This is a genomic window from Streptomyces sp. NRRL F-5135 (genome assembly GCF_000719775.1).
Classification (GTDB): Bacteria; Actinomycetota; Actinomycetes; order Streptomycetales; family Streptomycetaceae; genus Streptomyces; species Streptomyces hebeiensis.
Genome location: NZ_JOHR01000003.1, coordinates 13,169 through 39,776, shown reverse-complemented (window position 1 = coordinate 39,776; position 26,608 = coordinate 13,169). Strand labels below are relative to the sequence as shown.

General features: G+C 67.6%; 16 protein-coding genes and 2 pseudogenes. 4 read left to right on the top strand and 14 right to left on the bottom strand.

Annotated elements, in window-relative coordinates:
• Positions 1-95 precede the first annotated feature (95 nt).
• Positions 96-491 (top strand): peptidase inhibitor family I36 protein, encoded by a 396-nt coding sequence (locus tag IG02_RS0105535; protein WP_030742509.1) that lies wholly within the window; start codon positions 96-98, stop codon positions 489-491.
• A gap of 1,595 nt (positions 492-2,086) precedes the next feature.
• Here the strand turns inward: IG02_RS0105535 and IG02_RS0105525 are convergent.
• On the bottom strand, positions 2,087-6,424 hold the full coding sequence (locus tag IG02_RS0105525; protein WP_030742507.1) for a trypsin-like peptidase domain-containing protein: 4,338 nt from the start codon (positions 6,422-6,424) through the stop codon (positions 2,087-2,089).
• Positions 6,397-6,723 (bottom strand): CU044_2847 family protein, encoded by a 327-nt coding sequence (locus IG02_RS0105520; protein ID WP_030742505.1) that lies wholly within the window; start codon positions 6,721-6,723, stop codon positions 6,397-6,399. Before IG02_RS0105520 ends, IG02_RS0105525 begins: the two co-directional genes overlap by 28 nt.
• 70 nt (positions 6,724-6,793) lie before the next feature.
• On the opposite strand from IG02_RS0105520, the gene IG02_RS42535 reads away from it, so the two are divergent.
• The gene (locus tag IG02_RS42535; RefSeq protein WP_030742502.1) at positions 6,794-7,231 is read left to right on the top strand and encodes a hypothetical protein; all 438 of its coding nucleotides are present in this window, start codon (positions 6,794-6,796) and stop codon (positions 7,229-7,231) included.
• A gap of 494 nt (positions 7,232-7,725) precedes the next feature.
• A pseudogene (locus IG02_RS35935) lies at positions 7,726-9,139 on the top strand (NF041680 family putative transposase).
• A gap of 10 nt (positions 9,140-9,149) precedes the next feature.
• On the opposite strand, the pseudogene IG02_RS0105505 reads toward IG02_RS35935, so the two are convergent.
• Together IG02_RS0105505 and speB are read right to left on the bottom strand one after the other, a co-directional pair.
• Positions 9,150-9,437, bottom strand: a pseudogene (locus IG02_RS0105505) (metallophosphoesterase family protein); the annotation flags it as partial.
• Between the two features lie 416 nt (positions 9,438-9,853).
• Positions 9,854-10,849, bottom strand: a complete 996-nt coding sequence (gene speB, locus IG02_RS0105500) for an agmatinase (RefSeq protein WP_078854227.1) — start codon at positions 10,847-10,849, stop codon at positions 9,854-9,856.
• A 217-nt stretch (positions 10,850-11,066) separates the two neighbouring features.
• Here speB and IG02_RS38755 point away from each other — a divergent pair, with 217 nt between their 5' ends.
• Complete coding sequence (locus IG02_RS38755; protein WP_158712237.1) at positions 11,067-12,140, top strand: serine hydrolase domain-containing protein; 1,074 nt, start codon at positions 11,067-11,069, stop codon at positions 12,138-12,140.
• Here the strand turns inward: IG02_RS38755 and IG02_RS0105490 are convergent.
• The 10 genes from IG02_RS0105490 to IG02_RS0105445 all read right to left on the bottom strand — a co-directional run bounded on the left by IG02_RS0105490 (position 12,077) and on the right by IG02_RS0105445 (position 26,496).
• Positions 12,077-12,562: an aldehyde dehydrogenase family protein gene (locus IG02_RS0105490; protein ID WP_030742498.1), complete on the bottom strand. Its 486-nt coding sequence runs from the start codon at positions 12,560-12,562 to the stop codon at positions 12,077-12,079. The genes IG02_RS38755 and IG02_RS0105490 overlap by 64 nt on opposite strands.
• A gap of 57 nt (positions 12,563-12,619) precedes the next feature.
• Entirely contained in the window at positions 12,620-14,233 is a 1,614-nt protein-coding gene (locus tag IG02_RS0105485; protein WP_234314613.1) for a GMC family oxidoreductase, read from the bottom strand.
• A gap of 47 nt (positions 14,234-14,280) precedes the next feature.
• Positions 14,281-15,408 carry an o-succinylbenzoate synthase gene (gene menC, locus IG02_RS0105480; RefSeq protein ID WP_030742496.1) on the bottom strand — a complete coding sequence of 376 codons (1,128 nt, stop codon included), beginning with the start codon at positions 15,406-15,408 and terminating at the stop codon, positions 14,281-14,283.
• Between the two features lie 2 nt (positions 15,409-15,410).
• A complete protein-coding gene (locus IG02_RS0105475) occupies positions 15,411-16,214 on the bottom strand; it encodes a hypothetical protein (RefSeq protein ID WP_030742494.1) in 804 nt (267 codons plus the stop codon).
• Positions 16,211-19,516 (bottom strand): serine hydrolase, encoded by a 3,306-nt coding sequence (locus IG02_RS0105470; protein ID WP_030742492.1) that lies wholly within the window; start codon positions 19,514-19,516, stop codon positions 16,211-16,213. The genes IG02_RS0105475 and IG02_RS0105470 overlap by 4 nt, the downstream gene beginning before the upstream one ends.
• Complete coding sequence (locus IG02_RS0105465; protein ID WP_030742490.1) at positions 19,513-20,313, bottom strand: ABC transporter ATP-binding protein; 801 nt, start codon at positions 20,311-20,313, stop codon at positions 19,513-19,515. The genes IG02_RS0105470 and IG02_RS0105465 overlap by 4 nt, the downstream gene beginning before the upstream one ends.
• Positions 20,310-22,181: a dipeptide/oligopeptide/nickel ABC transporter permease/ATP-binding protein gene (locus IG02_RS0105460; protein WP_051764493.1), complete on the bottom strand. Its 1,872-nt coding sequence runs from the start codon at positions 22,179-22,181 to the stop codon at positions 20,310-20,312. The genes IG02_RS0105465 and IG02_RS0105460 overlap by 4 nt, the downstream gene beginning before the upstream one ends.
• Positions 22,181-23,116, bottom strand: coding sequence for an ABC transporter permease (locus tag IG02_RS0105455; RefSeq protein WP_234314612.1), 936 nt, complete (start codon positions 23,114-23,116; stop codon positions 22,181-22,183). Before IG02_RS0105455 ends, IG02_RS0105460 begins: the two co-directional genes overlap by 1 nt.
• An 8-nt stretch (positions 23,117-23,124) precedes the next feature.
• Positions 23,125-24,684 carry an ABC transporter substrate-binding protein gene (locus IG02_RS0105450; RefSeq protein WP_037802373.1) on the bottom strand — a complete coding sequence of 520 codons (1,560 nt, stop codon included), beginning with the start codon at positions 24,682-24,684 and terminating at the stop codon, positions 23,125-23,127.
• Between the two features lie 192 nt (positions 24,685-24,876).
• Positions 24,877-26,496 (bottom strand): PucR family transcriptional regulator, encoded by a 1,620-nt coding sequence (locus IG02_RS0105445; RefSeq protein WP_158712236.1) that lies wholly within the window; start codon positions 26,494-26,496, stop codon positions 24,877-24,879.
• Positions 26,497-26,608: the final 112 nt, after the last annotated feature.

The window sequence follows — 26,608 nt, the reverse complement described above, 5'->3', positions numbered from 1 at the left end:
TCTGCGACCTCTCACGCCCCCTGAGTGCTGGTGAAGGGTTCACTGCGAGATCTTCAGCAGCCTGTTCACGAGCAGGCCAACGACAGGAGCAAGTGATGGGACAGTCCCTCAAGCAGCTCAAGCTCGCCCTGGCCGGCGCCGCCGCGATCACTGCCACTGCGTGGCTCGTGCCGGGGCCGGCGACGGCAGCTCCCACTGCGTGGAACTGCAACAGCGGCTCCTTCTGCGTGTACAGCGGAGACAACGGGACGGGGTCGGTCTGCGCGTGGAGCGGGGACGACCCCGACTGGCACAACGGCACGAGTCAGTGCAGCTGGACGGGGAGCACTCGCGTGCAGTCTGCCTTCAACAACGGCCTCTCCGGGATGCCGATGTCGGCCTACACAGCCATCAATTACGGCGGCACGAAGGTCTTCTGCCTCGCCAAGGGCGGCAAGACCAACCTGTCGGGAGTCGGTACCTACCTGCGCTCTCACACGTGGTCCTGTTGATGTGCCGAGCGGCTGACTCCGGAGGTCATTGGCGCCGGTCTTCGTTGAGGCGGCTGCCGGATCGCGAGTCCTGTTCGGTCGAGGCCACCCGCTGGGCGGTCAGAGCGGCCTGAGCGGTGTGCGGCTCGATGACGACCGAACTCGTACAGGCCGATCTCCAGCGCGTCCTCGACGGTCGCCTCCGGGGACCGTTTGAGGGCGAGGGCTGCGGCGCCGCGGGCGATGGTCTCCTTGCGGCCGGGTGCGTCGGGGTTCTGGAGCGCGGACAGCACGGTCCGCCACAGCGTGGTCACCGGCCCGTACCGTCGCCGGCTGGCTCGGCGGGCGTCTGGCCGTGTTCGTCGTCTTCGCCGCTGGTGTCCGATCTGTACGGCCCGTAGGGCCCGCTCTGCCCGGGCCGGGTGGCGCCCAGGAGGAGGGCGCCGCCCTTCATGCGGTGCGGGCATGGGATCACGCGTCCTCCCCGGTCGCCTGCGCGGGAAGGACGGCGGTGTCGGCGGGGCGGAACTTGGCCAGGCACACCCCGCACAGCAGTGGACCCTGCTCGTAGAAGAAGGGGGTGACCTGCTGGCGCCGGGGGACGGGGGTGCACTCGCAGATGATCGCGAACCGGGCGCCGGAGCGTCCGCCGCGCGTCGGCGTGGTGCAGCAGGCCCTCCATCAGGGGCCGCCAGCCCAGGCCGAGGGTGCCGGAGGAGACCTGGAGCTCCATGGTCAGGTGCCCGTCGCGGACGAAGCGCCGCCCGGTGCGCAGGGCGTTGCACTTGGTGGGGTTCTGGGCGCCGGCCGTGGGCGGCACGATGACGGAGATGTGGGGTCCGAGTAGGAACGGACCAGGAAACCGGTGTTGCTGTCAGAAGTTTTGACAGGCCGTGATCCGTGCCGCTCATGGTCGACGTCCGGCACGGTCGGCAACCTGGGCGGCGGCTGCCAGCGCGCATGACCGGCCGGCCAAGAGCGGGCGGCCGATTTCGTCGGCCGCCCGCTTGGCCCCTACCTACCCCTCGTCGCCGATGCCGAGCCAGGTCTTGGCCTCGTTCCACAGCCACATGCCCACGCCGACACCGATGCCTTTCGCGACGCCACCGATCCCACCGCGAGCGACGACACCGCCAACCCCGGTTCCGTCGTCGGTCGCTCGCTCTGCGGCGTCTGCCGGGCGTCTGCCGTCAGCTGAGCCTCGTTGGTCAAAACCCCCGCAGCCGACTGACTACCGCTGCACCACTTGCGGCACGCTGCTGACCACCGACGCGAACGGCGTCGTCGACGACATCAGCGGCTGACTGTCACCCGCCGCTGATGCGGCACCAACCTCACGAGACAGCACAACTAGCAGGTAAGAGCGGTGCCCTCGACCGCCTGGGCAGCGACCGCTGCTGGCCGGCGACGACTGCGGACGACGCGGATCGGTCAGATTCCCGAACCTGTTCCAACGGATCGACCGTCAGCCGCGTCAGATCGCCGACCAGCAGCCAGGGACGGACCTCGATCGAGTGTGGAAGAGTCCGACGGCCAGGCACCGAGAGGCGTCCGTTGGAATGGGAATGGCCAACGGACGTGCGCCAGTCGGACTTCTTATCCGAGGACAGCCCCGGTCAGGGACAGATCCGCTGATACGGAACTCCGTCAGGGACGTAGCGGTGCCATTCCTGTTCCGTCAGAGAGCGGCCCGCGATCGTGCACGCCTGGTCGGTGAGAGCGGAGGAATCGTGGAAGGGGCGGGCGTCCCACAGCCGTACGGTCAGGTCAGAGCTGCTGGTGACGAGTGTGTTCCCGTCCGGGGAGAAGAGAGCGGAGTCCACAACGCCGGTGTGGCCGGTGTACAGGGCCACCTGCTGGTGGGTCTCGAGGTCCCAGAGGCGTATGGTGCGGTCTTCGCTGGTCGTCACGAGGGTCTTTCCGTCCCTGCTGACGACGACCGATCCGACAGTGGCGGTGTGGCCTGTGAAGGTGGCGAGGCGACGGTGGGCGCGTGCGTCCCAGAGTTTCACCGTGCCGTCCTGGCCGCTGCTGACGAGGGTTTTCCCGTCGGGGGTGAAGGCCACCGCCTGCGCCATGTCGGCGTGACCCAGGATCGTCGCGGTGAGGCGGCGGCGGCTTACGTCCCACAGCCTGAGCTTGCCGTCTCCGTTCGCCATGGCCAGGGTTTTGCCGTCCGGGCTGAAGATGACGGAGTGGAGACTTTTGTTGACCGCGTCCAGGGTGCCGAGGCGCCGGTGAGTCCGGACGTCCAGCAGGTGCACGGACGAGGACAGGTAGTCGCCGGTCACCAGGGTTTTGCCGTTCGGGCTGAAGGACGTTCTCGCCCCAGCTTTGATGGACACCAGCTGTCTGTGGGTGCTCACGCTCCACAGGCGGGTCGTCCTGTCGATGTAACTGCTGGTGGCGAGGGTCCGGCCGTCCGGGCTGAAGCGAAGGGACTGCACGGGCCTGAGGTGGCCTTCGAGGATGGCGGCGCGACGGTGGGTGCGTGCGTCCCACAGCATCACCGCCGCACTGTCGTGGCTGCTCGCGGCGACGTACCTGCCGTCCGGGCTGAACTTCACCGAGCTCACCATGCCGCTGTGTCCGGTCAGTCGGGCCCGTGTGCGCTGCGTGCGGGCGTCGTACAGACGTACGACCCCGGTGTCGTCGCTGACCGCCAGCACTTTCCCGTCCGGGCTGTATGCCGCCTGGGGTCTCGCAACGATGGTCTTGGGTTGTGAACGGTTCGATCCGGCGATCGTGGCCCGTGGCCGCCCCACCCGCATGTCCCACAGCCGGACAGTGCCGTCCTCGGACCCGCTGGCCAGCATCGCGCCGTCCGAGCTGAACGCGAGTGCGTTCACAAAGCCGGTATGGCCGGTCAGCCTGGTGACGGCTTTCCGCGCCGGAATGTCCCACAGCCATACGGAACGGTCCTGACTTCCGCTCGCCAGGGTCTGGCCGTCCGGGCTGAAGGCCAGGGCGAATACGGTGCCGCTGTGCCCGGTGAGCCTGGCCAGCCAGCGGTACCTGCGCACGTCCCAGAGAAGCACCGTGGAGTCGCTCGCCCCCGTGGCCAGCGTTTCGCCGTCGGGGCTGAACGCCAGCGAATGCACCCAGCCCGTGTGGCCCGTGAGCGTGGCCGTGCGGTGTTTCCCCCGGACGTCCCAGAGCTGCACCGAGGACTTGTCGCTGTCGCTGGCCCGGTGACCGGTGACGGCCACGGCGAGCGTCCGGCCGTCCGGGCTGAAGGCGAGACGGTGGGGCCAGACGCCCTCGTCGCTGCGGTGGACCCGGAGCTCGCCGGTCTTCTGATAAGCACGCGCGTCCCAGAGCTGGACCCTGCCCTTGTTCCCGCCGGTCGCGATCGTGTCTCCGTCCGGGCTGAAGACCGCCGGATCCCCGACGCCGGTCAGGACGGCGATCTGCTGGTGCGTGCGGAGGTCCCACACCCGTGCGATCAAGCCGCTGTGGCTGGTGACCAGCGTCTTACCGTCGGGACTGAACGCCACCGTGAGCACTTGGCTGCTGTGCCCGTCGAGGGATGCCAGTTGCCGACGCCCGGCCACGTCCCACAGTCGTGCCGTGCCGTCGCTTCCGCTGCTCGCGAGAGTCCTTCCGTCGGGGCTGAAGGCGACCGATCTCACGTCTTTGGCGTGCCGGGTGAGCGTGGCTCGTAGAGGTGAGGACACCGTGGCCAGGAGCTGCGCGCGGGTCTGCGGCGTCGGAGAGATACGATGCGCCGCCAGGGCAAGGCGGGCCGCCAGGGCCGGGTCGGCGCTGGCGTACTGCCGGCTCTGCTCGGTCAGGCTGCGGGTGGCGGCCAGGGCGCGCTGCTCGCTGCTGTCGCGGGCGCTGCGGGCGGCTAGGCCGACCGCGACGAGGGCGAGTACGGTGAGCACAGTGAAACCCGCGAGGACCAGGCGGCGCCGACGGGCGCGACTCTGCTGGACCTGGTCACTGGCCTCGACGAAGTCGGTCTCTTCGGTGGGTACTTCGGTAACCCGATCGCGGATCCAGCGCCGTGACTCCGTGACCTGTTCCCTGGTGAGGGCCAGTGCGGGCGGGTGCCCCTGTTCCTGCCAGGCCCGCAGGGAACGGCGCAGCCCTTCCTGCCAGCTGCGGAACTCGCGGTTCTCCTCGACCCAGCGTTGCAGCTGCGGCCACTTCTCCACCAGGGCCTGGTGCGCGAGTTCAGCGGTGTCCTGCTCTGTCGGGCGGCGCGTCACGACGACCAGGCGTGTGCTGGCCAGCCGGTGGATCAACTCCCAGTCAGCTGCGGAGAACTGGGTGCGGGTGGCGACCCGGCGCGTGTCCGGGCCACGCTCCCCGGCGTCCAACTGCTCGCCGGGACGTACGAGCTGGATGAAGATCCGTTCCAGTGCCTGACGCTCGGTCTCGTCCGCCCATTCCCAAAGCCGGTGCTTCGCGTCTTCCGCCAGGGCTCCCTCCACGCCGCCGAGCTCCTGGTACGCGGTGCTGGTCAGCCATCCGCGTTCCTGTCGCTCCCACAGTCGGCTCAGGGCGTACTCGAGCATGGGCAGCGCGGCCGGGCCTGGCGGGGTGTCCCGCAGAATCTGCTCGACCAGGCCGTCGGCGAAGCGGACCCCCGCGTGCCCTGTCAGCGGGCGGGTGATCGCCTCGCGCAGCTGCGTCCGCGTCATCGGCTGTACCACCACGGACGCGGCTTCCCATGCCGTACGGATATGAGGGAGTTGCTCGATCTGCGGGAGAAAGTCGATCCGGGCGACGACCACCGCCTGGGCGGGGCGGCTGCCGTCTGTCCGGCGGGCTGTCAGAACCCCGAGCATGGCGTCCAGCCGGCGGGCGGTGTCGGGCGACTCCGCGAGGAGCGTTTCGAACTGGTCGGCCACCAGCACCAGCCGGGTCCGTCTGCCGTGGCGGGCCAGTGTCTGCTCCACTGCGGTGCGGATGCCCTGCTCGTCGGTGAGCTGCCGGACCAGCGCCGACCACCGGTCGTGCCAGTCCGTCTGCATGATGTCCGCGTTTCCCGCCGAGGCCAGGGCCCAGGCCAGCAACTCCTCGGCCGTGAGGCGCAGCCCGTGGGGCAGGCGTGCGATCACATACCGGTCGCGGTCGAGGTGCGCGAGTAGGCCGGCGGCGACCAATGAGGACTTGCCGACTCCCGAGGGCCCGAGCACGGGCAGGACCGGTACCCGCTGCTCGAGGAGCTCGACCAGCTGCTGCGTCTCGTTCGTACGGCCGTGGAAGACAGCCCGGTCGTGCTCGGTGAACGACAGCAGTTCGCGGTACGGGCTGTCGGCCAGCAGCCTTCTGCGCAGCTGGGGCCACTCCCGGGTGAGGGACTCCACGGTGAGGGCGTAGCCGGTCCGGCGCCGCTGGTCCCCCTCGACGGCGACAACGACACCGATGACCCCGCGGTACGCCTCGTCCCACACCGGAGCCCCGCTGAAGCCGCCTGCCAGCGGGAACGGTACGTCCTCGTCGCAGGTCAGCTGCCACCACCCGGTGCCCTCGCGGCCCTCGATGATGCCGCGCGTCCAGATGCCAGCGTCCTTGCTGCCGCCTCGTCCCGAGTACTTCGGGAAGCCGAAGGCCCGCCAGCGATGCCCGGCCAGGTCCTCCGCCTCCACGATGCGCAGGGGCGCAGCACCCGGCGGGGGCTCGTCGCTCAGCTGCAGGACTGCTACGTCGCCGCTGCTGTCACCGGCCACGGGCACGCTGAAGTGCACGGAGGCCGTGGCCCTGGGACACCCGGGAAGCAGCGGGAAGTCGAGGGTGACCGGCAGGGAATCCGGAAGGGGTTCGTCCTCCGGGAGGCCTGCGGTGGAGGCGACGACGTGGGCGCACGTGAGCAGCAGCTGGTCGGGGATCAGGAACGCCACCCCGACCGGACGGCCGTCGTGCAGTACCCGGGCCGTCCCGCGCTCCCACGCGGAGTCCGGCTCGCCCGCCGACGTCACCTGCCGCCCTCGGGGCGGCTCCACTCCAGTTCCAGCTTAATGTGAGCGTCCCCGGAGCCCTTCGCCACCACCAAGCCGGCTTCCGCTGTCACCCGCAGTCCGAACTCCGCACGGACGTGATCGGGGCTGCGTGGCAGATCAGCCAGACGCTCCAGCATGGTCGCGGCCACCCGCTGCACCCGGGCCATGCCCGACTCGAACGTGTCGGCGGACGTCTCGAAGAGCTCGTCACCGCGACTTGCCCGGATCACCCCGGAACCCTGCTCGTCGGACAGCTCGACGACGAAGACCTCACCGTCTTCGAACGGGACACTCAGGTACACGCCATGGCCTTCCTATTGCTCCATCAGATTGCCTTAGAAGCAGGGTAATTGAGCTGTCACGGCCTGGAGGGTGTCGGCGGAGAAGCGCCGGGCGGCCGTCGAACGGCTGTCCCGGCTACGAGAGGACGCGGCGCTGACGGCCGCGCACGTCCGTACGGTCGCGGACGCGCTGGAGGTCTCGGAGCGGACGGTGTGGCGGTGGCTCGCGCCGCCGAAGCCCGCCGCGCCGGCCGCGCGGCCGCGCTACGAGCTGAGCGACACCGACCGGGCCGGGTTCGCGTTCTACCGGGGCAACGTCGCAGCCCTGGCCCGCGCCCGGCACGCGGTCACCGCCGGAGACGGGATACATCCGGATTCTGGATCGTTCCCGTTCCTCGCCCTTGCGACCATTACCGAACACAATTTCGAGTCCCGGCCGGGGATTTTGGCTCGCCTACCGGTCCGCCGGTGCCCTGCCCATCTGGGCGGACGCGAGGCCGTGCCATCGCACCTTAATCCCGTCCAGTGAGAGCTGGGTCGTGTTGCTGTCGACAGATCGGGGCGCCGGAAGCGCGACAGAGTACCTCACGATCAGAACCCTTGTTCGCAGCCCAGAACAGCTATCCGGGGCAGAGCAAACCCCGTCGACCGCCGCTCAACCGGGCCCATCCCCGTACGCGGAGACCCCCGCCGGTTCAAGCCGACGGGGGTCCACATCGGTCACGCCTGTCACCCGCGTGTCACCAACAGCGTCGACGCTCCGGAATCACAAGGCCCTGACCAAACGCTCCGCTGGTCCTGGCGGTGGATGCCGATGGCGAGGTTGCGCAGGCCGGCCATGACGCGGGGCAGGTTGCCTGTGCGGGTGTGCGAGGCGTCCTCGTGGAAGGCGCGGTCGCGGACGTGGTGCAGCTGGTTCTCGATGCGCCAGTGGCCTCGAATCCAGGTAGCGAGTTCGCTGCCGCTGGCCGCGCCGGGCGACAGACTCGTGACCAGGCTCCTGCAGGTACCGCCGACGCCGCACTGGGCGTCCTGTCCCACTTTCGTGTCGAGTTCTACGACTGCCTGTACAGCCGCGCGGACGCGCTCTTCGAGCTCACCGACGCGATGCTGTGCGTGGACGGGCCGGTGAAAACCCTGGTCGAGCTCTCCTTGGCGGTCGAGCACCGGCGCGGGCACGGTGCGCTGTACGCGGCCCTGGACCGTGGCCGGCTGAAGCCGACACGGTTGCGCCGCGCGCTGGCGGGTCTGCCGCTGCCGAAGGCGGCCGACGGGCGGATCGTGCTCGCCGTGGACGTGTCGCACTGGCTGCGACCCGACGCTCCCACCAGCGGTGACCGGCTGTTCTGCCATGTTTATGGACGCGGTGACCGCAGCTCTGACCAGCTGGTGCCCGGCTGGCCCTACTCCTTCGTCGCGGCCCTGGAGTCCGGCCGCACTTCCTGGGTCGCTCTCCTGGACGCGGTCCGTCTGGGCCCGGCCGACGACGCGATCACCGTCACTTCCGCTCAACTCCGCTAGATCGTCGAGCGGTTGACGAGCGCAGGTCACTGGGAGCCGGGCGATCCGGACATCCTGATCGTGATGGACTCCGGCTACGACGTCGCCTACCTGACCCACGCCCTCGCCGACCTGCCCGCCGTGCTGGTCGGGCGTCTGCGCTCGGACCGGGTCATGCTCCGCGACCCCGGCCCCGCCCGGTCAGGTCCCCGGGGCGGGCGCCCCCGCCGGCATGGCGGCGTCCTCACGTTCAAGAAGCCCGACAGCTGGCACGAGCCCGACGTCACGACCGACACGGACACCGCCCGCTACGGCACGGCCACCGCGACGGCCTGGGACCGGATGCACCCCCGGCTCACCCACCGCGGCCCCTGACTGAACCACACCAAGGAAGAACTCCCCATCCTTCACGGCACGTTGATCCACCTGAAGGTCGAGCGCCTGCCCGGTGACCGTGACCCGAAACCGGCCTGGCTCTGGTGCTCGGCCACCGCCGCCGCACCGGCGGACGTGGACCGCTGGTGGCAGTCCTTCCTCCGCCGCTTCGACCTGGAGCACACCTTCCGGCTGACGAAACAGACCCTGGGCTGGACCGCCCCGAAGGTCCAGGAATCCCGGCACGGCCGACCTGTGGACCTGGCTGATCATCACCGCCCACACCCAACTCCGCCTCGCCCGGTCCCTCGCCGAGGACCTCCGCCGGCCCTGGGAACGGCCAGCGGAAGCCCGCCGCCTCACCCCCGCCCGAGTCCGCCGGGGGTTTCGCAACGTCCGTGCGACAGCCTCCAGCCCACCCGGCAAGCGCACCGAAACCGTCCCGACCAGGCCCCGGACACCCACCCGGCTCGAGAACAAGCAACGGGCCAGACACTACGACGTCGGCAAGACCGTCAAACGCGCCGAATCGATCAAGGAACACCAAGCCCAGCGAGGTTAAACGCCAAGCTGAGGCCGGATCCGACGCCGAGGCGGTGGGCGGAGTCGTGGTTACCGCTGATCATGATGACAGGCATGCCGAGGTCGGCGAGCTGGTGCAGGGCGCGGTTGAACAGGCGCACGGCGTCCAGGCCGGGGATGGCCCGGTCGTAGCTGTCCCCTGCCACGAGGATCGCGTCGACGTCGTCGGTTCGGACGGTGGCGACCAAGTGGTCGAGGAAGGCTCCCTGGGCGGGAAACAGGTCTTCAGTGTGGAACCGGCGGCCCAGATGCCAGTCCGAAGTGTGTAGAAACCGCATGAGCACAGACCCTTGATGCCGGTGCTGGAGGCCCATGGAGATGGGCCTCCAGCACCGGCATCACACCACCACACCCCCCCATCCGTCATGGGCACATCAATCATCCGCGCCTACAACTCCCCCCGCCTCAAAGGACTTACCCGCGAAGTTGCAACACCTCTCATTACAACTAACGCACACCAGGTCAGAAGCTTGATCAAGTTGGAGCCGGTTCACATAGTCGCTGCTCAACAGCCCCCACGATTTCTACCCGTTGAACTGCAGCACCCCAGGACAACGATCTCATGATGTGGCAACTGGACAGGTAACTGACAGGGGATCGAGGTGTCTGGTCGCTTCCAGCAACCCCGCCACTGATGCCTCGGATTCTGGTACGGCGAGGAGAAGCGCGGCCCGGACTTGGGGGCGTGGTGCTGCTACTTCCCGCGGGCAACCATGGCGAGGAGGTCGAAAGTGAGGCCGGCGGCGGCCAGTGCGGTGATCTGGGCGTGGTCGTAGGCCGGCGAGACCTCGACGACGTCGGCGCCGACGATCTCGAGGTCTGCAAGAGAGTGCAGCAGCATCTGCAGTTCCCGGGTACTCAGCCCTCCGGGCTCGGGCGTGCCGGTCGCAGGTGCGTATGCGGGGTCAAGTACGTCGATGTCGATGCTGATGTAGACGGGCTTGTCCGCCACTCTCGCTCGGAGGCGGTCGGCAGCGTGCTCGATGCCGCGCCGCGCGACGTCGAGCGTAGAGATCGTCGCGAACCCCAGCTCTTTGTCATCCTCCAGGTCCTTGGCGGCCGGGGTCGTGTGCCGAATGCCCACGTGGGCACAGTGGTTCACGGCCACCAGACCCTCCTCGGCGGCGCGTCGGAACGGAGTGCCGTGCGTCAGCGGCGCACCGAACATGTTGTCCCAGGTGTCGAGGTGGGCGTCAAAGTGGATCAATGCCACAGGACCATGGTGTCGATGGGCGGCCCGCAGCATCGGAAGCGCGACGGTGTGGTCACCGCCCAGAGTGATGATCCGGTCAGCACGGGAGTACAGCCGCTGAGCGGCAGCCTCGATCTGCCGCACCGCCTCGGGAATGTCGAAAGGGGTCGCGCCGACATCTCCGGCATCAGCGACCTGCAAGGTCGACCACGGCTCGATCTCGAGCCCGAGATGGTAGGGCCGCAACAGCTTTGATCCAGCGCGAATCGCCTCCGGGCCAAAGCGCGCACCTGGACGATAGGTGGTTCCGGAATCGAAGGGCACCCCGAAGATCGCCACGTCAGCCCGCGAGACCTCCTCGAGCCGCGGCAGGCGTGCGAACGTGGAAGGACCGGCGAAACGCGGGAGCTGCTGCGTCGCGCTGGGCGGTCCGATGATTCCCGTGTCGGCGGTCTCCCCCTGCGCCGCCCCGAGTCCTTCGTTCCCGCTGTCCGACACGGCCACTCTCCCTCCAAACTTGGCCGGTGCCCTTCTCTCTGGGCCTCACGGCATGCCTCTCGAACCTAGTGAGATCTCTGCTCCGCCCCTTCGGTCAAACGCACGAGATACAACCGCTACTTCCAGACGTCAGCACCATGTGCGGGCCAGGATGAGGACGCATCATGCGAGATTCGTCATCACGCTGCCGCACCTAGAGAATGAACGAGGACTGCCCATGGTTGAGAGTGCACCCGAGTCAGCTCTGTCGCCGACGACAGATGCGGCCCTAAGTGATCGGGGACTGATCGAGACCCTGGACGCAGAGCGCCAGCGATTGGGAATCCCCGGTGCCGTCGTGCACGTCAGTGGCCCGTCGCGAGGCATCTGCACGCGGGCGCTCGGCGTCCGCGATCTGGCCACCGGCGAGCCACTCGCCGCCGATACAAGAATGCGGGTGGGCAGCGTCACGAAGATGATCGTTGCCCTCATCATCCTGAGGCTGGTGGATGCCGGAGACCTGTGCTTGGACGACGAGATCCACGAGCATCTGCCAGAGCTGTCCGACCTGCAGGTCCCTCGAGGAGTCACCGTTCGCCGCCTCCTCAACATGACTTCGGGTCTGCCCGACTACACCTCAGAGGAGTTCGTGGAAGGCTTGCTCGTCGCCCCGGACCGACTCTGGACTCCCTCCGAGTTGCTCGAGGTGGCCTTCTCAGGCTCGCAGGAGTTCGCCCCCGGCACGTCGTGGGCCTACTGCAACGCCGGCTACATCGTGCTGGGGATGCTGATCGAGCACCTGAGCAATGCCCGGGTCGAGGACGTCGCACGTCGACTGGTCTTCGACCCCCTCGGCATGCACGCAACCGAGCTTCCCCCGCTCACCCACGGCTCATCGACGCTGCCGGACCCACGGCTGCGCGGCTACCACCGCCAGGCCGACGAGCTCGCCGACGCGACGCGCATCAACCCATCCTGGGCCTGGACCGCCGGCAACGCCGTGTCCACTGCGGGCGACGTGCGACTGCTCGTCGAGGCCTCGGCGCGCGGCGACCTGCTCCAGGAGCAGACCCACCGAGAACGCATGAGCACCCACCCGGTGCCCGAGACCACTCTGGGCTACGGCCTCGGAATCGCGAACTTCGACGGAATGTGGGGCCACAACGGCGAACTGCCTGGCTTCCAGTCGTTCGCCGGCTATGACCCGGCGACCGGGACGACCATCGTCGTCCTCACGAATCTCGACGATCACTCCGCGGACACCCTTGCCGCCTTCCTGCGCGCCCGGCTCGCCGACACCGCTGGCTCATGATCACAGTGCCAACACAAGCGCCAGGGCACGAGCCGGATCAAGGTCTCTTCCAGGCCAAGATGGGGTTCGCGGACGACGATGGTCCGTCCGGACTCACCTGGGGCGGTGACGTCGGCGATGAACGGATAGGAACGGGCCCGCTCGATGCTGTGCCGGAGCGCGGCGATCCCGCCCGCGATGAACTGCTCGGCGAGCGGGATGGGCTTGCCCATCTCCTCGTTTTCCAGTTCTGCCAGCTCGCGCACATACCGTTCGACGTTGTCGGCGATCCGGCTCGGGTGGTCCAGGCGGTCTGGGAGGTCGAGCCTGGCCCACCCGGGGTGCGCGAGGCGCGCCGAGTTCACCGCCGCGGCCGCGTCGGCGGCCGACCCGACCGGGATCTGGGGCGACGACTTGTTCGGTGGCCGGGTTGACGACGTCACGCCGCTGCGAGTCAGTGGCTTCGACGGGGATGCCGTCGATGATGTTGCGCAGGCGCTTCATGTGCTCGCGTCTTTCCGGATCGTGGTCGTTTTCGGGGGAGCCTCGCGTGCCACGTGCTCGCCGAGCATCACGCAGGCAAGGTGGGTGTTGGCGCGCGGGACGGAGGGGAAGATCGAGGCGTCGACAACGCGCAGGCCCCGGAATCCGAGAACAGTGCACGCCGGGTCGACGACCGTCTCCGGCGCCTCCGGGTCTCCCATCCGGCAGGTGCTCGTCGCATGCTGTGTGTCGACGACGTGCGCGCCCAGATAGTCACGCAACCGCGCAGGCGTGTCCAGTGCCTCACGCAAGGGCCCGTTGATCCGCCAGAGGTCGCCGTCGGCGATCTGCGTGAACCCAGGGTGGGACACCAGTTCGCTGAGGAGCCTGATGCCCGCCTCGAGGCGATCGGTGTCGCGCTCGTCGGACAACATGTTCAACGCCACGCGGGGCTGCACGCCAGGGTCGGCGCTGTGGAGTTGCAGTGTTCCTCGTGAGTAGGTCCGGTTGACGAACACTCCGACGGCGCCCGCGCCGGCGCGCACGTCGCCTGACGCCATCGCGAGCGCGTTCTGGTTCAGGGCGACCATCATCATGTCGTTGCCGCCCGGCACGGTGCCGCTGCTGTAGCGCACGCAGCAGTTGGTGTGCCGATCGGCCGGGCCGGCCGAGGCCGCCTCGGTGAGCGGGATGCCGATCAGCGCCATCGGATGGTCCTGCAGCCCGTGTCCCACCGGCAGGTCGCCACGAACCTCGATGCCCAGCCGCCGTAGGTCATCGGCGGGTCCGATGCCCGAGCGCATCAGGATCGAGGGCGACGCCGTGGCGCCTGCGCTCAGCACGACGTGGTCTGCGTGGTACACCCGGTCGTCGGCCAGTCGCACGCCGATGGCTCGGTCGCGGTCGAAGAGCACCACGTCGACCAGGCTGTCGCCTTGGATCGTGAGACCGGGGTGCTCTCGACGTGGCTCCAGGTAGGCGTCGTGGCACGAGACCCGTTGCTTGTTGGTCGAGTTGATCGGGTAGGGCGAGACGCCCGTCGCGCCGGGCGCGTTGACGTCAGGTGCCCAGGGAAAGCCAGTTGCGAGCGCCGCCTCCCGCAGCGCCTTGTCGACCGCCCCCCACTCCTCGACCGGGGCCCGGTAGACCGGGATCGGGCCGGTCATGCCGTGGTAGTGCTCCTCGCCGAAAGAATCGTCGAATTCCAGGGTGACGAAGTCCGCCATCACCTCGCCCGAAGACCATCCGGTGCATCCGACGGCGGCCCACTCGTCGAAGTCCTCGATGGGTGGGCGGATCGCGATCTGCCCGTTCACTGTCGAGCTTCCGCCCATCCCTTTGCCGCGCCAGTACAGGTAGGGCTCCTGGGCCTCGGTCCTGGTGGCCAGGTGGCCCTCCCACAAGAACGTCTGGTAGCTGGAGTCCATGATCGCGTTCACAGGGTTCGGCGAGCGCCACGCGTCCGGGAGCTGGGAGGCCATGTAGTCACGACCCGCCTCGAGCAACAGCACTTGCTGCCCTCTGTCGGCGAGACGCGCCGCGAGGGCCGATCCCGACGAACCTGCCCCGACCACGATGGTGTCGTAGTTGCGGTGGTTGCCTTCTGTACCCATCTGCTCTGCCGGTCCCATCTGTCCTGGTCCTCGGTGTCGTTGCTACGTCTCGCCTGTGGGCGGTGTCAGGGAGTGAGGTCGAGCGTGTGAACGGTCATGTCGCTCAGTGCCGCGGGAAGGGGCTCGACACCGAACCCTGGCTCGCTGGGGATCGCCACCTCGCCGTCCTTCATGACGATCGGCTCGGTGATGTCGTGGGCGTAGAACCGATCCGAGCCCGAGATGTCGCCGGGCAAGATGAAGCCCGGGAGGCCCGCGAGCGCCGCGTTGGCGGCCCGGCCGATGCCGGTCTCGAGCATGCCGCCGCACCAGACCGCGACGCCGTGCGCCAGCGCGAGGTCATGGATACGTGCTGCCTCGAGGTAGCCGCCCACCCTCCCGGGTTTGATGTTGATGACGCTTGCCGCTCCCAACGCGATCGCGTCAGCAGCGGACTGCGCGCTGACAATCGACTCGTCCAGGCAGATCGGCGTGCTCACCAGGCGCGCGAGTTGCGCGTGCTGTCGAAGATCCTCCTCGCCGAGCGGCTGTTCGATCAACAGGAGATCGAAGGGGTCGAGTCTGCGCAGCAGATGGGCATCGGAGAGTCGGTATGCGGTGTTCGCGTCGACCTGCAGCGCGATGTCTCCGAACCGCTCACGTACTGCCTTGACCGGCTCGAGGTCCCACCCGGGCTTGATCTTGAGTTTGATGCGAACATAGCCCTGGGCGACGAAGTCGCCGACTTGCGCCAGCAGGTCGGGAATCGACTTCTCGATGCCAACGCTGACCCCCGACGGCACCGAGGCACGGGTCACACCGAGGTGCGCTGCGAACGATCTGTTCTGCAGCCGCAGCTCGGCGTCCAAGATCGCCATTTCCAGTGCGCCCTTGGCCATTCGGTGCCCGACCACGTGCTCGATTGCCGACCCGACCGTCGACGCTGCCACGGGACGACCCGCGGCCTGCCAGTCGAACAGCGCGGGCACGAGAAAGCGCCGCAGGATCTCACGTGCTCCCTCGAGGTACTCCGGCGAGTAGAAGGGCTCGGCAAGGGCAACGCACTCGCCCCACCCCGTGACAGTCCCACTCTGGCCTGAGGCCGTGACACGGATCAGGAGTGGACGACGCTCGGTCTGAGTGGAGAACGACGTGGTGAACGGGTGGATCAGCGGCATCCGGACCGTGATGAGTTCGACGCGCTCGATGTGCATTCTCAGATACTCCTTGCGAGGCAGTAGTGACCCTGGCGATCGAAGTCGACGACGACCCAGCCTTCTTGCAGCAGCACATCGAGCGCCCGTCGCAATGCGAGCCGCCAATCGATGGCCGCCTCGGGTTGCCGTCGCCGCAGTGCCTCGATGTCCGGGGGGATCTCGAGCGTGCATCTGCTGACAGATGCGGCCTGGTTCAGGTCGAGCTGAGGTCGTCCGCCGACGGACCTCAGCACGGCAGGACCTTGACGCTCGTCAGTTCGTTGCGTCTGGCTCTGCTCGAGACGCCAGGCCACCATGAGCCGATCGCTGTGCTGGCCGTAGTTGACGCCGTCGCTCATGGATCCGTAGAAGTCGGGAAGGTAGACCTCGACATCGCAGCCGAGCTTGTGAATGTTGAAGTACGCGTTACGCGCGACCAGCGGGTCGTACGTCCACGTCACCCGGGTGACACCGCGCTCCAGGCACCAGTCGCGCTGGTGGTATTTGAGGGCGCTGCCCCATCCCGTGCCTGCTGCGTCCGGTCGTACGCCGGCGATGTGGGAGTGCAAGGCGGTGGCGCGGGGCGGGTGGAAGAACCCGACGCAGACCGCCATTAGCTCGTGGCCGCTGAATCCACCGGCGACGTAGTTGCCTGCGTGGGCGAACGCCGTGAGGAGCTCGGGGCTGAGATGCGACTGGGCGGGCTGGACCTTCCAGATCTGCGCCAAGAGTTCGGAGGCGGCAGCCATCTCCTCCACGCCGTGAAGCGGCCGCAACTCCATCGAGGCTGCCAGCGGCGTCGAGCTCGGCGCCCCGGTCGTCATGAGCACACCTGACGCAGGAAGCGGTTTCCGTTGTAGGCGCCGCCGGCAACGGGCCGGAACTGCTCCCACCCCGCGAGTTCAGCGGTGGTATAGGCGTACACGCCCGGGATGTTCGATGCATGCAGTGCCACGACCTCGGGCTGTGCTGTCGAGCCGTCGAGCAGGACTCCCATCCGGTTCCACAACGTCAGTTTGAGGCCGTCGGCGTCGGGGGCCACCTCCGCACGATAGCCCGCGCACTCAAAGGCACCCTTCAGTGGTTCGGGCGGACGCGTCCTGTCGGCCCGGACTCGAATCGTGGGCACGCTGCCGTCGATTGACGACGTGATGTCTGCGAACAGCTCGTAGAAGAGCCCATCTGGTTGACCGCCTGTGGTGAGCAAAGCCACCGCGTAGTTCGTGCCGGGGATCAATCGCAGGTACGAACGCTGGCCGATCGTGCCGCCGTTATGGCCGTACACGAAGGTTCCCTGCCAGTCCTCGAGGAACCATCCGAGTCCCCACCCTTGGGCGGTGACGACGCTCTGCCTCAGATCGACATGCTCGATCGTCATCAGCCGAGCGCTGGCGGCTGACAGCAGACGGACGCCTTCCCGGGTCACTCCTCCGCGAAGCGACAGTTCGGCGAAGGTCAGCAGATCGCCGACGCTGGCCACGATCAGGCCCGCGGGTCCCATGGACCTGGTGATCGACCACTGGGGCACCGGGACCGACGCGTCGCCGAATCCGGTGTGGCCGGTCGCCGTGGCGAACCTTGGTGCTTCCTCGCTGCGGGTGATGGTGTGCCGCAGACCCATGGGCTTGATCAGATAGTGAAGCAGCGCCTCGTCCCACGTCATGTGGCGGAGTACCTCGACGATGCGGCCCGCGATGACGAAGCCGGCATTGCAGTAGGAGAACCGTTCTCCGGGAGAGTGGATGTGCGAGACGCCGGCGAGGTCCTCCACGTACCGTGCGACGCAGTCGTCTCCCGTGCCGGTGTCGGTGAAGACGTCCCCGTCGATGCCGCTGGTGTGGTTGAGCAGCGCCCGTACCGTCACCGACGGTGACTCGTCGTCGGCCAGTCTGAAGTCCGGCAGGATGCTGCGCACCGGAGCGTCGAGCTCGAGCAGGCCCTCGTCGACGAGTTGCAGGATGAGCATCGTCGTCCAGACCTTCGTGATCGACCCGATCTGGAAGACGGCATCGTCGATGACGGGTTCCCGCGTCGAGATGTCCAGTACCCCGGAGCTGACCGTTAGACGGTCGAAGACCGTTCCGTCGTGATCGAGCTGCACGATGCCGAGTTGTGCCCCGACGACTCCGTGCCGTTCCCGGAGGAAGTCCAGACGGCGGCGCCAGTAGGCCTCTCCACGTGTGGCCGGCGACAGCGCCCCGGGCCGTACGGCGGCGCGAGCGTAGAGCTCGACCCATTCCACGACTCGGGCGTGATAGTCGATGCGGTGATCGACCTCACCGTCGGCGATGAAGAGGTGGCTGCCTCCTGGATAGGCCACCAGACGGGTGGGTACACCCTGAATGCGCAAAGCCGAGAACCACTGCTGTGCTTGTCCGACCGGGCAGGTGTCGTCGTTTGCGCCGTGCAGCACCAGCGTGGGTGTCTTCACCTGCGCAACGCGTGCGATCGGCGATGATTCAGCGAGCGCAACCACGTCGGTCGGCGTGAGGCCTGCGGTCGCCGTGGCGAAGAAGCCCTCCGGCAGCAGTCGCTGGCCTGCGATGGAGGCGAAGTCACAGAGCAGGCCTCCTGCCACTGCGGCCGCGAACCGGTCTGTGTGGGCGGTGAGGGCGCAGGTGGCCAGGCCGCCATAGCTGTAACCGGTGACGGCGAGTCGATCCGGGTCGACGAGTCCCTCAGCGATCAACTGATCGATCGGCTCGAGGAAGTCCGGTACGTCGACTTGTCCCCAACCGCCGTCGACAGCTCGATAGAACTTCGCGCCGTAGCCGTCGGATCCGCGCGGATTCAGCGTCAGGACACGCCATCCGCGCGCTGCGAGCAACTGTTGGTACAGGTGGATGTCGTCGGCCACACCCGCCCATGCGTTGTGCGGCCCGCCATGGATGTCGAGCAGGAGCGGGGCCGTCCCGGTGGTGTTCGATGCCGACAGCAACCAGCCGTGGACGACGGTGCCGTCGCTGATCGTGAACTCTCGCGGCTCCGGTCGACAGAGCTCCACCTCGGGCAGGCTGTCGTCCATCAGTGAAGTCAGGATCTCGACCTCGCCGCCGGCGAGGTCGACGATCGCGACTTCGGCGAACGACTCGGGCGTGGTCAGGACGACCGCGGCGCGGGGTGCCTCGGCGGCCACCGAGAGCGCGGAGACGACGCGCTGCGGCTCCGCGGCGATCGGCCGGGCGTCTCCGCCGTACGGGCCGATCCCGTACAGATGGGTCCAGCCACGATCACGCAGACAGAAGATGATCTCGCTGCCGTCGTGGCTGTACGCCGGATGGCCGCCTGGATAGCCTGTCGCGCCTGGCATCACATTGCGGTCCAATGCAGCTGTGATGGCGGTGTCGGGCCGGCCATCGTCGTACAGCCGGAGGAGGTGGGCATGGCCAGTCACCATCGTGGATGATCCGACGGCGACGAGCGAGGCGCCGTCGCGATCCCACATGACCGGACCTGTCACCCCCATGGCCTGTCCGATCTCCTGCAACGGAGCGAGCGGGTCGTCGACCTCGACTGTGTAGACGCGGCGTTCGAGCTCGACGTCCGCGCGATGGGCCACGGAGGCGGTGAATGCCAGGCGGTTGCCGTCGGGCGACCAGACCGGTCCGCCGGCGTCGTAGTCGCCCTCGGTGACTTGTCGTACCTGTCCGGAGTCCAGGTCCATCACGAAGAGCTGCCGCCGGATGCTGCCGATCCAGCCGATCCCGTCAGCTTTCTGCTCCAGGGTGTCGACGACAATCGGCGCAGCGGCGCCACCGGGCGCGCGGTCCACGGGTGCGGCAAACGCGACCCGGCGGCGGTCTCCGCTGAGGACCGCTGTACCCGCTCCGAGTGGCAGCTCGGTCAGCTGTGTCGGCTCACCCGTGTGCGGCAGGAGATGCAACTGCGGGACTCCCTCGACATCGCGCAGGAACAGGATCCCGGCTGGGACGATACGAGGTGCCCGATCGGTCGGCCCCTGAGTCAACTGCTGTGGCTGCGAGCCGCTGGAAACTGTCCACAGCGAGGTCTGCCCGGCGGCCTGACGCCGTGTGAAGACAACTGTTCCGCCATCCGCCGTGATCGCAGTCTCGGGGACGGTGACGACCCGGCGGATGTCGTCGAGACCGAACGGGCGAGAGTTCATACTGCGGCTCCTTCGCCGAAGAGCGGAGTACCGATCCTGGGAACGGCATCGACCAGCTCATGGGTATAGGGGTGTTTGGGACGGTCGATGACCTCCGTGGCCGGTCCGGCCTCGACGAGCTCGCCGTCCTTCAGGACTGCGACGTCCTCGCACAGCTGTCTGACCACAGCGAGGTTGTGGCTGATGAAGAGAACCGTCAGATCGAGGCGCTGCTGGACACGCATCAGAAGATTCAGCACGGTCCCCTGCACCGAGACATCCAGCGCCGACGTGATCTCGTCAGCGAGCAGGATCCGCGGCTCGGCGGCGAGCGCCCGCGCGATCGCGACGCGCTGACGTTGCCCGCCCGACAACTGCATCGGCAGATCGCCGGCACGGGCCGGGTCGAGCTCGACCATCTCCAGCAGGGCGCGTACCTCGCTGCGCCGCTGGGCGCGATCGCGCCGAGCGGATCTTCCACGCACAGCGAGCGCCTCCTCGATCGAGGCTCCGATGGACATCCTTGGATTCAGGCAGGAGTTCGCGTCCTGGAAGATCATCTGCACAGTACGGCGAACGGACGCGGCACTTCCCCGGGCACCGACGACATCGGTGCCGTCAACGAGGATGCGGCCTGTGCAAGGCTCGTGCAGACCGACGACGGCACGAGCCAGAGTGGACTTGCCCGAACCGGACTCCCCCACCAGCCCGACGGTCCGGCCGCTCGGCACAGTGAAGCTCACGCCACGGACCACCTCGTGGGCGGAGCGCCCACTGCCGTACCTGATTCCGACGTTCTCGAAGACCAGATCGCTCATACCGGCTCCTCCCGCACGGCGTCGAGGGGGAACTCGGTGTCCTCGGTGATCGTGGCGAACTCGGTGCCCGGGACGGCGTCCATGTGCGGTACCGCCGCCACCAGTGCCCGGGTGTAGGGATGCTCCGCGCGTCCAGCCGCGAGATCCTCGGTGCTCAGGCTCTCCACGATGGCACCCCGGTACATGACCAGGACTCGTGTGCAGAACGACGAGACCAGCGAAATGTCGTGGGAAACGAACATAACCGCTGTCCCATGTTCACGGTTCACCTTCCGCAAGAGCGCCAGGACTTCCCGCTGGACGGTGACGTCGAGGGCTGTCGTCGGCTCGTCAGCGATCATCAGCGCCGGTTCGACCATCAGCCCCATCGCGATCATCGCCCGCTGCCGCATGCCACCCGAGAGCTCATGGGGATACTGGCGGGCACGACGAGCCGGGTCGGACAGCCGAACCGCGGCAAGCCGGTCGACTGCGCGGTGAAATGCCTCGCGCCGCTTCAGGCCGCCATGCAGAAGACCAACCTCCGCGACCTGCGTACCGACACGAAGGGCAGGGTTGAGCGAGGTCGAGGGGTCTTGGAAGACGAAGGCCAGTCGCGTACCGAGCTGGTGGGCCAGCGCCTTGGAACGCTGTCCTCCCGGCAGCTTGCCCTCGACGACCAGTTCCGTCTCTTCGAAGCGGATCGATGAGGCAGCGACATGGAGTGGTTCTTCCAGGAGTGACGCGACCGCCATGCAGGTCAGCGATTTGCCGGAGCCTGATTCCCCGACGATGCCTACGATCTCGCCCCGGCCGATGTCGAAGCTGACGCCACGAACCGGCGTTGCCCAGCCGCGCTCCTGTGGCGCCTCCACCCGGAGGTCTCGCACGCTGAGGACGGGGGTGTCTGCGACGTGCAGGACAGGTGAGGCTGCCGCCGAGTGAGTGGCCTGCCGCCGGCGCCGGCGGGAGGGCCGGTGGAGCCCGAATGCCCGGGCGAGCACCTCACCGACAAGCGCGAACGTCACGCCGGCGAACACGATCGCCGCGCCCAGACCGAGAGCTGGAGCGGGGTTCACGTAGATCGACCCCACGCTCTCGTTGAGCATGCGACCCCAGTCGTACTCCGGCGCCTGCACACCGAGGCCCAGGAATGACAGCCCGGTCGCCGCGACCAGCGCAGTACCGGCGCCGATGCTGGCATTGACGATGAGTGGATCCCGCACGTTCGGAAGGACATGCCGCACCAGGATCCGCGGTCGGCTGACGCCGAGGATGCGAGCAGCGGCCACGAAGTCGCGCCCGGTCACCGACGCACCGAGGGTTTGCGCCAGCCGGGCGAAGGACGGCGCCATGGCCAAACCGATCGCGAGCGTGACACTCACCGAGCCGACACCAAGGGTGATCGACACGACGATGGCAAGCAGGAGAGCTGGAAACGCGAGCGCGACTCCGAGGGCGCTGTTGATCAGCCGGCCCAGGCGGCGAGGCGCGATTGTCGGTAGCAGACCGATCACCACACCGACGGATACGCCGAGCGCGGCCGCCAGGACGGCGGTAACGATCGAGAGCCGGGTCGCGGTCAGCACCCGCGCGAGAACGTCCCGCCCACCCGCGTCGGTACCAAGGAGGTGATGTGCGCTGGGTTTCGCGGACAGTTGGGTCAGATCGGCCTGTCGCGCAACATCGCCCCACAGCACCGGGCCGAATACCGCGAAGAACGCGACCACGATCAGGGCGGCCACGGCACAGATGCCGATGGGAGAACGCAGTACGGCCACGAACCTGCGCCGCGCTGAGGCCGCCACGCGCGTCTGCTCGCTCGCCACGGCCACGCCACCCTCTTCCGTCAGCGCGGAGTCGGGGGAAGACAGTGTTGTCAACGCCATCACGTCTCCTTCAGTGCTGAACGCGGGTCAAGGCAGACCAGGACGATGTCGACCAGGAGATTGGAGACGAGCACGATCAGGCCGTAGACGAGGACGATTCCCTGTGCGAGCGGGAAGTCTTTGCTCCGTACCGCGTCCACGATCGTGAGCCCCAGTCCGGGCCAGGAAAAGATGGTTTCGATCAGCACCGTGCCCGCTACCAGTGAGCCGAGCACGATTCCGGCAACGGTCAGCGAGGAGGTGACCAGGTTCGGCAGAGCGTGGCGGAAGTACAGACGCCACCTCGGCATGCGCTTGGCCCGCGCTGTCCGGATGTAGTCCTGCTCGAACACGGTCAGCGCCTCAACACGGACGATCCGCGAGACGCCCGCGGCAACTCCGATCGACAGTGCCAGGACGGGCAGCACGTACGAGCTCGGACCGAGACGGCCGGCCACCGGCAGCACGTGGCTCCGTACGGCGAAGAGATACACCAGAGCAACTCCCATGAGGAACTCGGGGACGACCGCGAACAGGCCGCTCACGGAGGTGTAAGCCAAGTCAACAGTCGGCCTGCGGCCACCTCGGGTAAACGCGGCGACGACAATGCCGATCGGGACCGACAGCAGGAGCACCACGGCCAGCGACAGGAACGCCAGCTCCAGAGTCGCCGGCAGGCGCTGCTCGATGATCGTTGTCACCGGCAAATGCAGAGCGAAGGAGTCTCCGAGATCCCCTGTGAACAGACCCTTCCAGAAATCGAGGTACTGCTTCCACAGCGGGTCGTTCAGTCCCAGGCTCTCGCGTCGCGCCTCCACGACCGCCGCGGTCGCGTGGGTTCCGAGAGCATTGCGTACCGGGTCTCCCGGGATCAGACGGATCATCAGGAAGACAACAGTCACCAGGGCGACCACCGAATACGCGAGCCGCAGCAGGCGCCTCAGGACGAAGGCCACCGGCTGACTCACTTCAGCACCCGAATCGCGGAACCGGGCAACTGCCCGCCGACCGGCTGGTAGAGCGCCATCGCGCGACTGAAGTACATCTTGTACGGCGTGACGGATACCGGGATCAGGTCGGCGCTTGTCATCAGGGCCTGTTCCGCCCGGGCCCAGGCCTTGCAGGCGGCGTCACCGCTCAGGCCCGCGGCCGCGGCGACGCGAGTGTTGTAGTCCTTGTTGTCAATGGAAGCGAAGTTCGTCCCCTTGGGGGCGGCAGGTCCGGACAGGTACTGCGGGAAGATGGCCGGTGTTCCCGACTGCAGGTTCAAACCCAGCGATGCCGTCCAGCCCGACGGATCCTTGCTCGCAAAGGTCCGGCTGATGACGTAGTTCTCGTCGCCACCGTCGAGCTTCACGACAGCCCCGGCAGTCTCCCACCGCTTTGCGACATACTCCGCCGCAGCGCTGCCGGTGTCCGTGGTGTTGTCATAGACAAGCGTGATGTTGATCGGCGTGCCCACCGCACGCAGAGCCTTACCAGCGGCCTCAGCGTTGTAGGAAGGCAGCTCGCCCTTGACGGTGTCGTAAGTACACAGGCTCGGGTTTTCGGAGAGCAGCGAGGTCGCTCGTTCGCCCTTGCCGCCGGTCAGGATCCTCGTGAGAGTGTCGAGGTCGATCGCCTGGGTCAGTGCACGCCGCACGTCGGCATCCGCAGTTGGAAGACCTTGGTGGTGGTTGTAGGCGATCATGCCGGACATGGTCGGCGATGGCAGCGACTTCAGATTGGCGAGGCGATCCTCGTCCTTGCCACCCACCATGGCCGCATTCAGTTGGCCGGACAGCAACAGATTCGCTCGGGTCGACGGACTCGGAACGATCTTGATTGTCACGGTCTTCGGCAGCCCCGGCGTGTCCGACGTGCTGTTCTTCGGCCCCCAGGTGTAGCCCGCCCTGCGCGTCAGCGTGATCGAGTCTCCGGCGACGACGCGATCAATGACGAACGGTCCGGTGCCGTCACTCCTCGCAGAGAGGCTCTTGGGGTTCTTCAGACCGTGCTCGCAAACCATCTGCTGCGCACCGATGTTGTACAGCATGAAGGGTGTCGGTTTGGAGGTGGTGACGGTGAGGACGTTCCCGTTCGCGCTCGCTTTGGCATCTGCCGGAACAACGGATTCCAGCCGAGGCGACTTGTTGGCCGGGGCAACGATCCAGTTGAGGTTGTCTGCGGCAGTCTGCGCGGTGAACGGCGTACCGTCGGCGCACGTGATGCCGTCGCGCAGGGTATAGGTGACCTTGGTCGGGCTTTCGGTCCAGCTCGTGGCCAGGAACGGCGTGGGCTTGGCTGTCTCAGGGTCTCCGAAGATCAGCGTGTCGTAGGAGTACATCCCGACGATCTGCGCGTTCACGAGGTTGGTGACGAGCGGATTCAGGTCGCCCGGGTCGGAGTCGATCGCGACGGCGAACGAGCCATCCGCGGCGAAATCCGCCTGGCCCCCGCCCGCGCCCGAGCTCGAGCCACCACACGCAGCCAAAGCCGGCACAGCAATGAGGAGAAACGCGACAGCAGCTACGCGTCGATTCATGACGGACCCGCCTTAACGTCAGGGGAACGGGGTGTGACTTCAATCACCCAGCCTCACCCTCGCAACCCGGCAACACATCGTGCGCTCGTCCGATCTGGAACCGGTCAGCTTGGACGATCGAACGACCCCGAGGCTCCCCTGGCGGCGGCCATTTGTCCTGACCTGCCGCTGCGGTGCTGCGATGCTGCGGGTCTATCGGGTCCGGTTCGGTCGCTGCCCGAGGCGCAACTGGAGCATCAGACCGAATCGTTCGTCGGGGTCGGTCAGATCCACTCCCGCGATCTGCTGGATGCGGTCGAGCCGGTAGCGGAGGGTGTTCTTGTGCACGTGGACGGCCCGGGCAGCGGCGGCCACGTCCCCGAAGTGCTCGAGCCAGCTCTGCAATGTCGGCAGCAGATCGGTGCCGTGTTTGGCGTCGTAGTCCTCCAGGTCGGCGAGCGGGCCGGCCAACTCGATGCGGTCGGCCGCCATCAGGTCGCTGAGCCGGAGCAGGAGGGATTCGATCAGCACGTCCGCCAGTGATGCGACCCGTCTGCCGTCGCGCGGATTCGAGCGCAGGACCCGCAATGCCGCATCGGCGTCGCGTCGCGATGCGGCGAGTTCGCTAACGTTCTCGACGACGCAACCGAGGCCCGCGCAGAACTCGGTGGTGGTGTCCAAGCGCGCAATGAACTCAGCAGCCAGGTCCTTCACAGCCTCCACCGCCGATGGAGTCGCCGCACGTACGGGGACGACGGCGTATACCGCGCCGCCGAGTTGGGCAGCGACGGCACGCGGATACGTCGGCCTGAGGTGGGTCCGAAGCGTGGAGGCGATGCGCTGGATATCGGCCGCCGTACGGACCTCCTCATCGGACTGCAGCGGCCCGAAGACCAGGACACATGCCGACGACGAACCGAAGCCCAGCTGCTGTGCGGATTCGAGCGCGCCGGCCCCTCCCTCGATGAGCGTCGACAGCAGAGCCACTCCAAGCCGTTGGGAGGCATCGGCGCTGACACGAGCACGCAGCATCTCCAGCGCGATCACCCGTGCTGCCTCGATCATGGTGGCTTCCCGCTCGGGGGTGAGCGGCGCTGCGACGGCAGCCCAGATGGAGCCGAGGATCTCGTCGCCGGCTTGGACCCTCATCGCTACGCGGGGATGTACGCCGGGGGCGGGGTTCTGCATAAAGACCGGTCGGTCCGACGCGTACACGAGGCGGAACATGCCATGTTCCCTTACGTATCCGCTGTAGATCTCCGGTACCTGGAGGCCGAGGATCGTCAGGCGGCGCGGTTCGTCGGTGCCGGCCTGGTCCGCCGAGAAGGCGAGTACCCGCGACGACAGGTCCTCAATGGTGACCGGGGCGTCGAGAAGAGCCGACAGCAAGTTCGCCAACGCGAACAGGTCCCGGTCCGCGTCGCCACCCACCGACGGGTGTCCATCGGTGCTGACATGCAGCGCGCCGCTGAGCAAAGTCGCCACGTGGATCCAGGATGCGCCCTGCACCAGACCGAAGATGGACACGTTACCGGTCTCTGCCTCGCGCGCGACCACCTCGTCGATGGCGACCGGCTCCCGGACCACGAGGGCCGTGGCCCCGGCCTTACCCAACGCTCTGACCAGAGTGGCCAGGCTGTCGTCAACTGCCACACCGACGCCCAGCACCACCGCGTCCGGTGGGACGTCGGGTCGGTCCAGAGGATCATGGAGGACGACGGTCGTCACGGCGCGACCCGGCTGACGTGGGCCTGCCTTGATCGTCAGCAACGTCGAGCCGAGCCGCTCCACCAACCGCCCCAGGTCCGCTTCCGCGGACATTCCGCCATCCATTGTGTGATCGTACATCTGGACCGGCTTCGATTTGGGCGATCGGCCCAGCCCTGCTATGGCAGCTTCGACAACAATGAGCTGGCAACATGCTGACACGATGAAGGAGAAGATC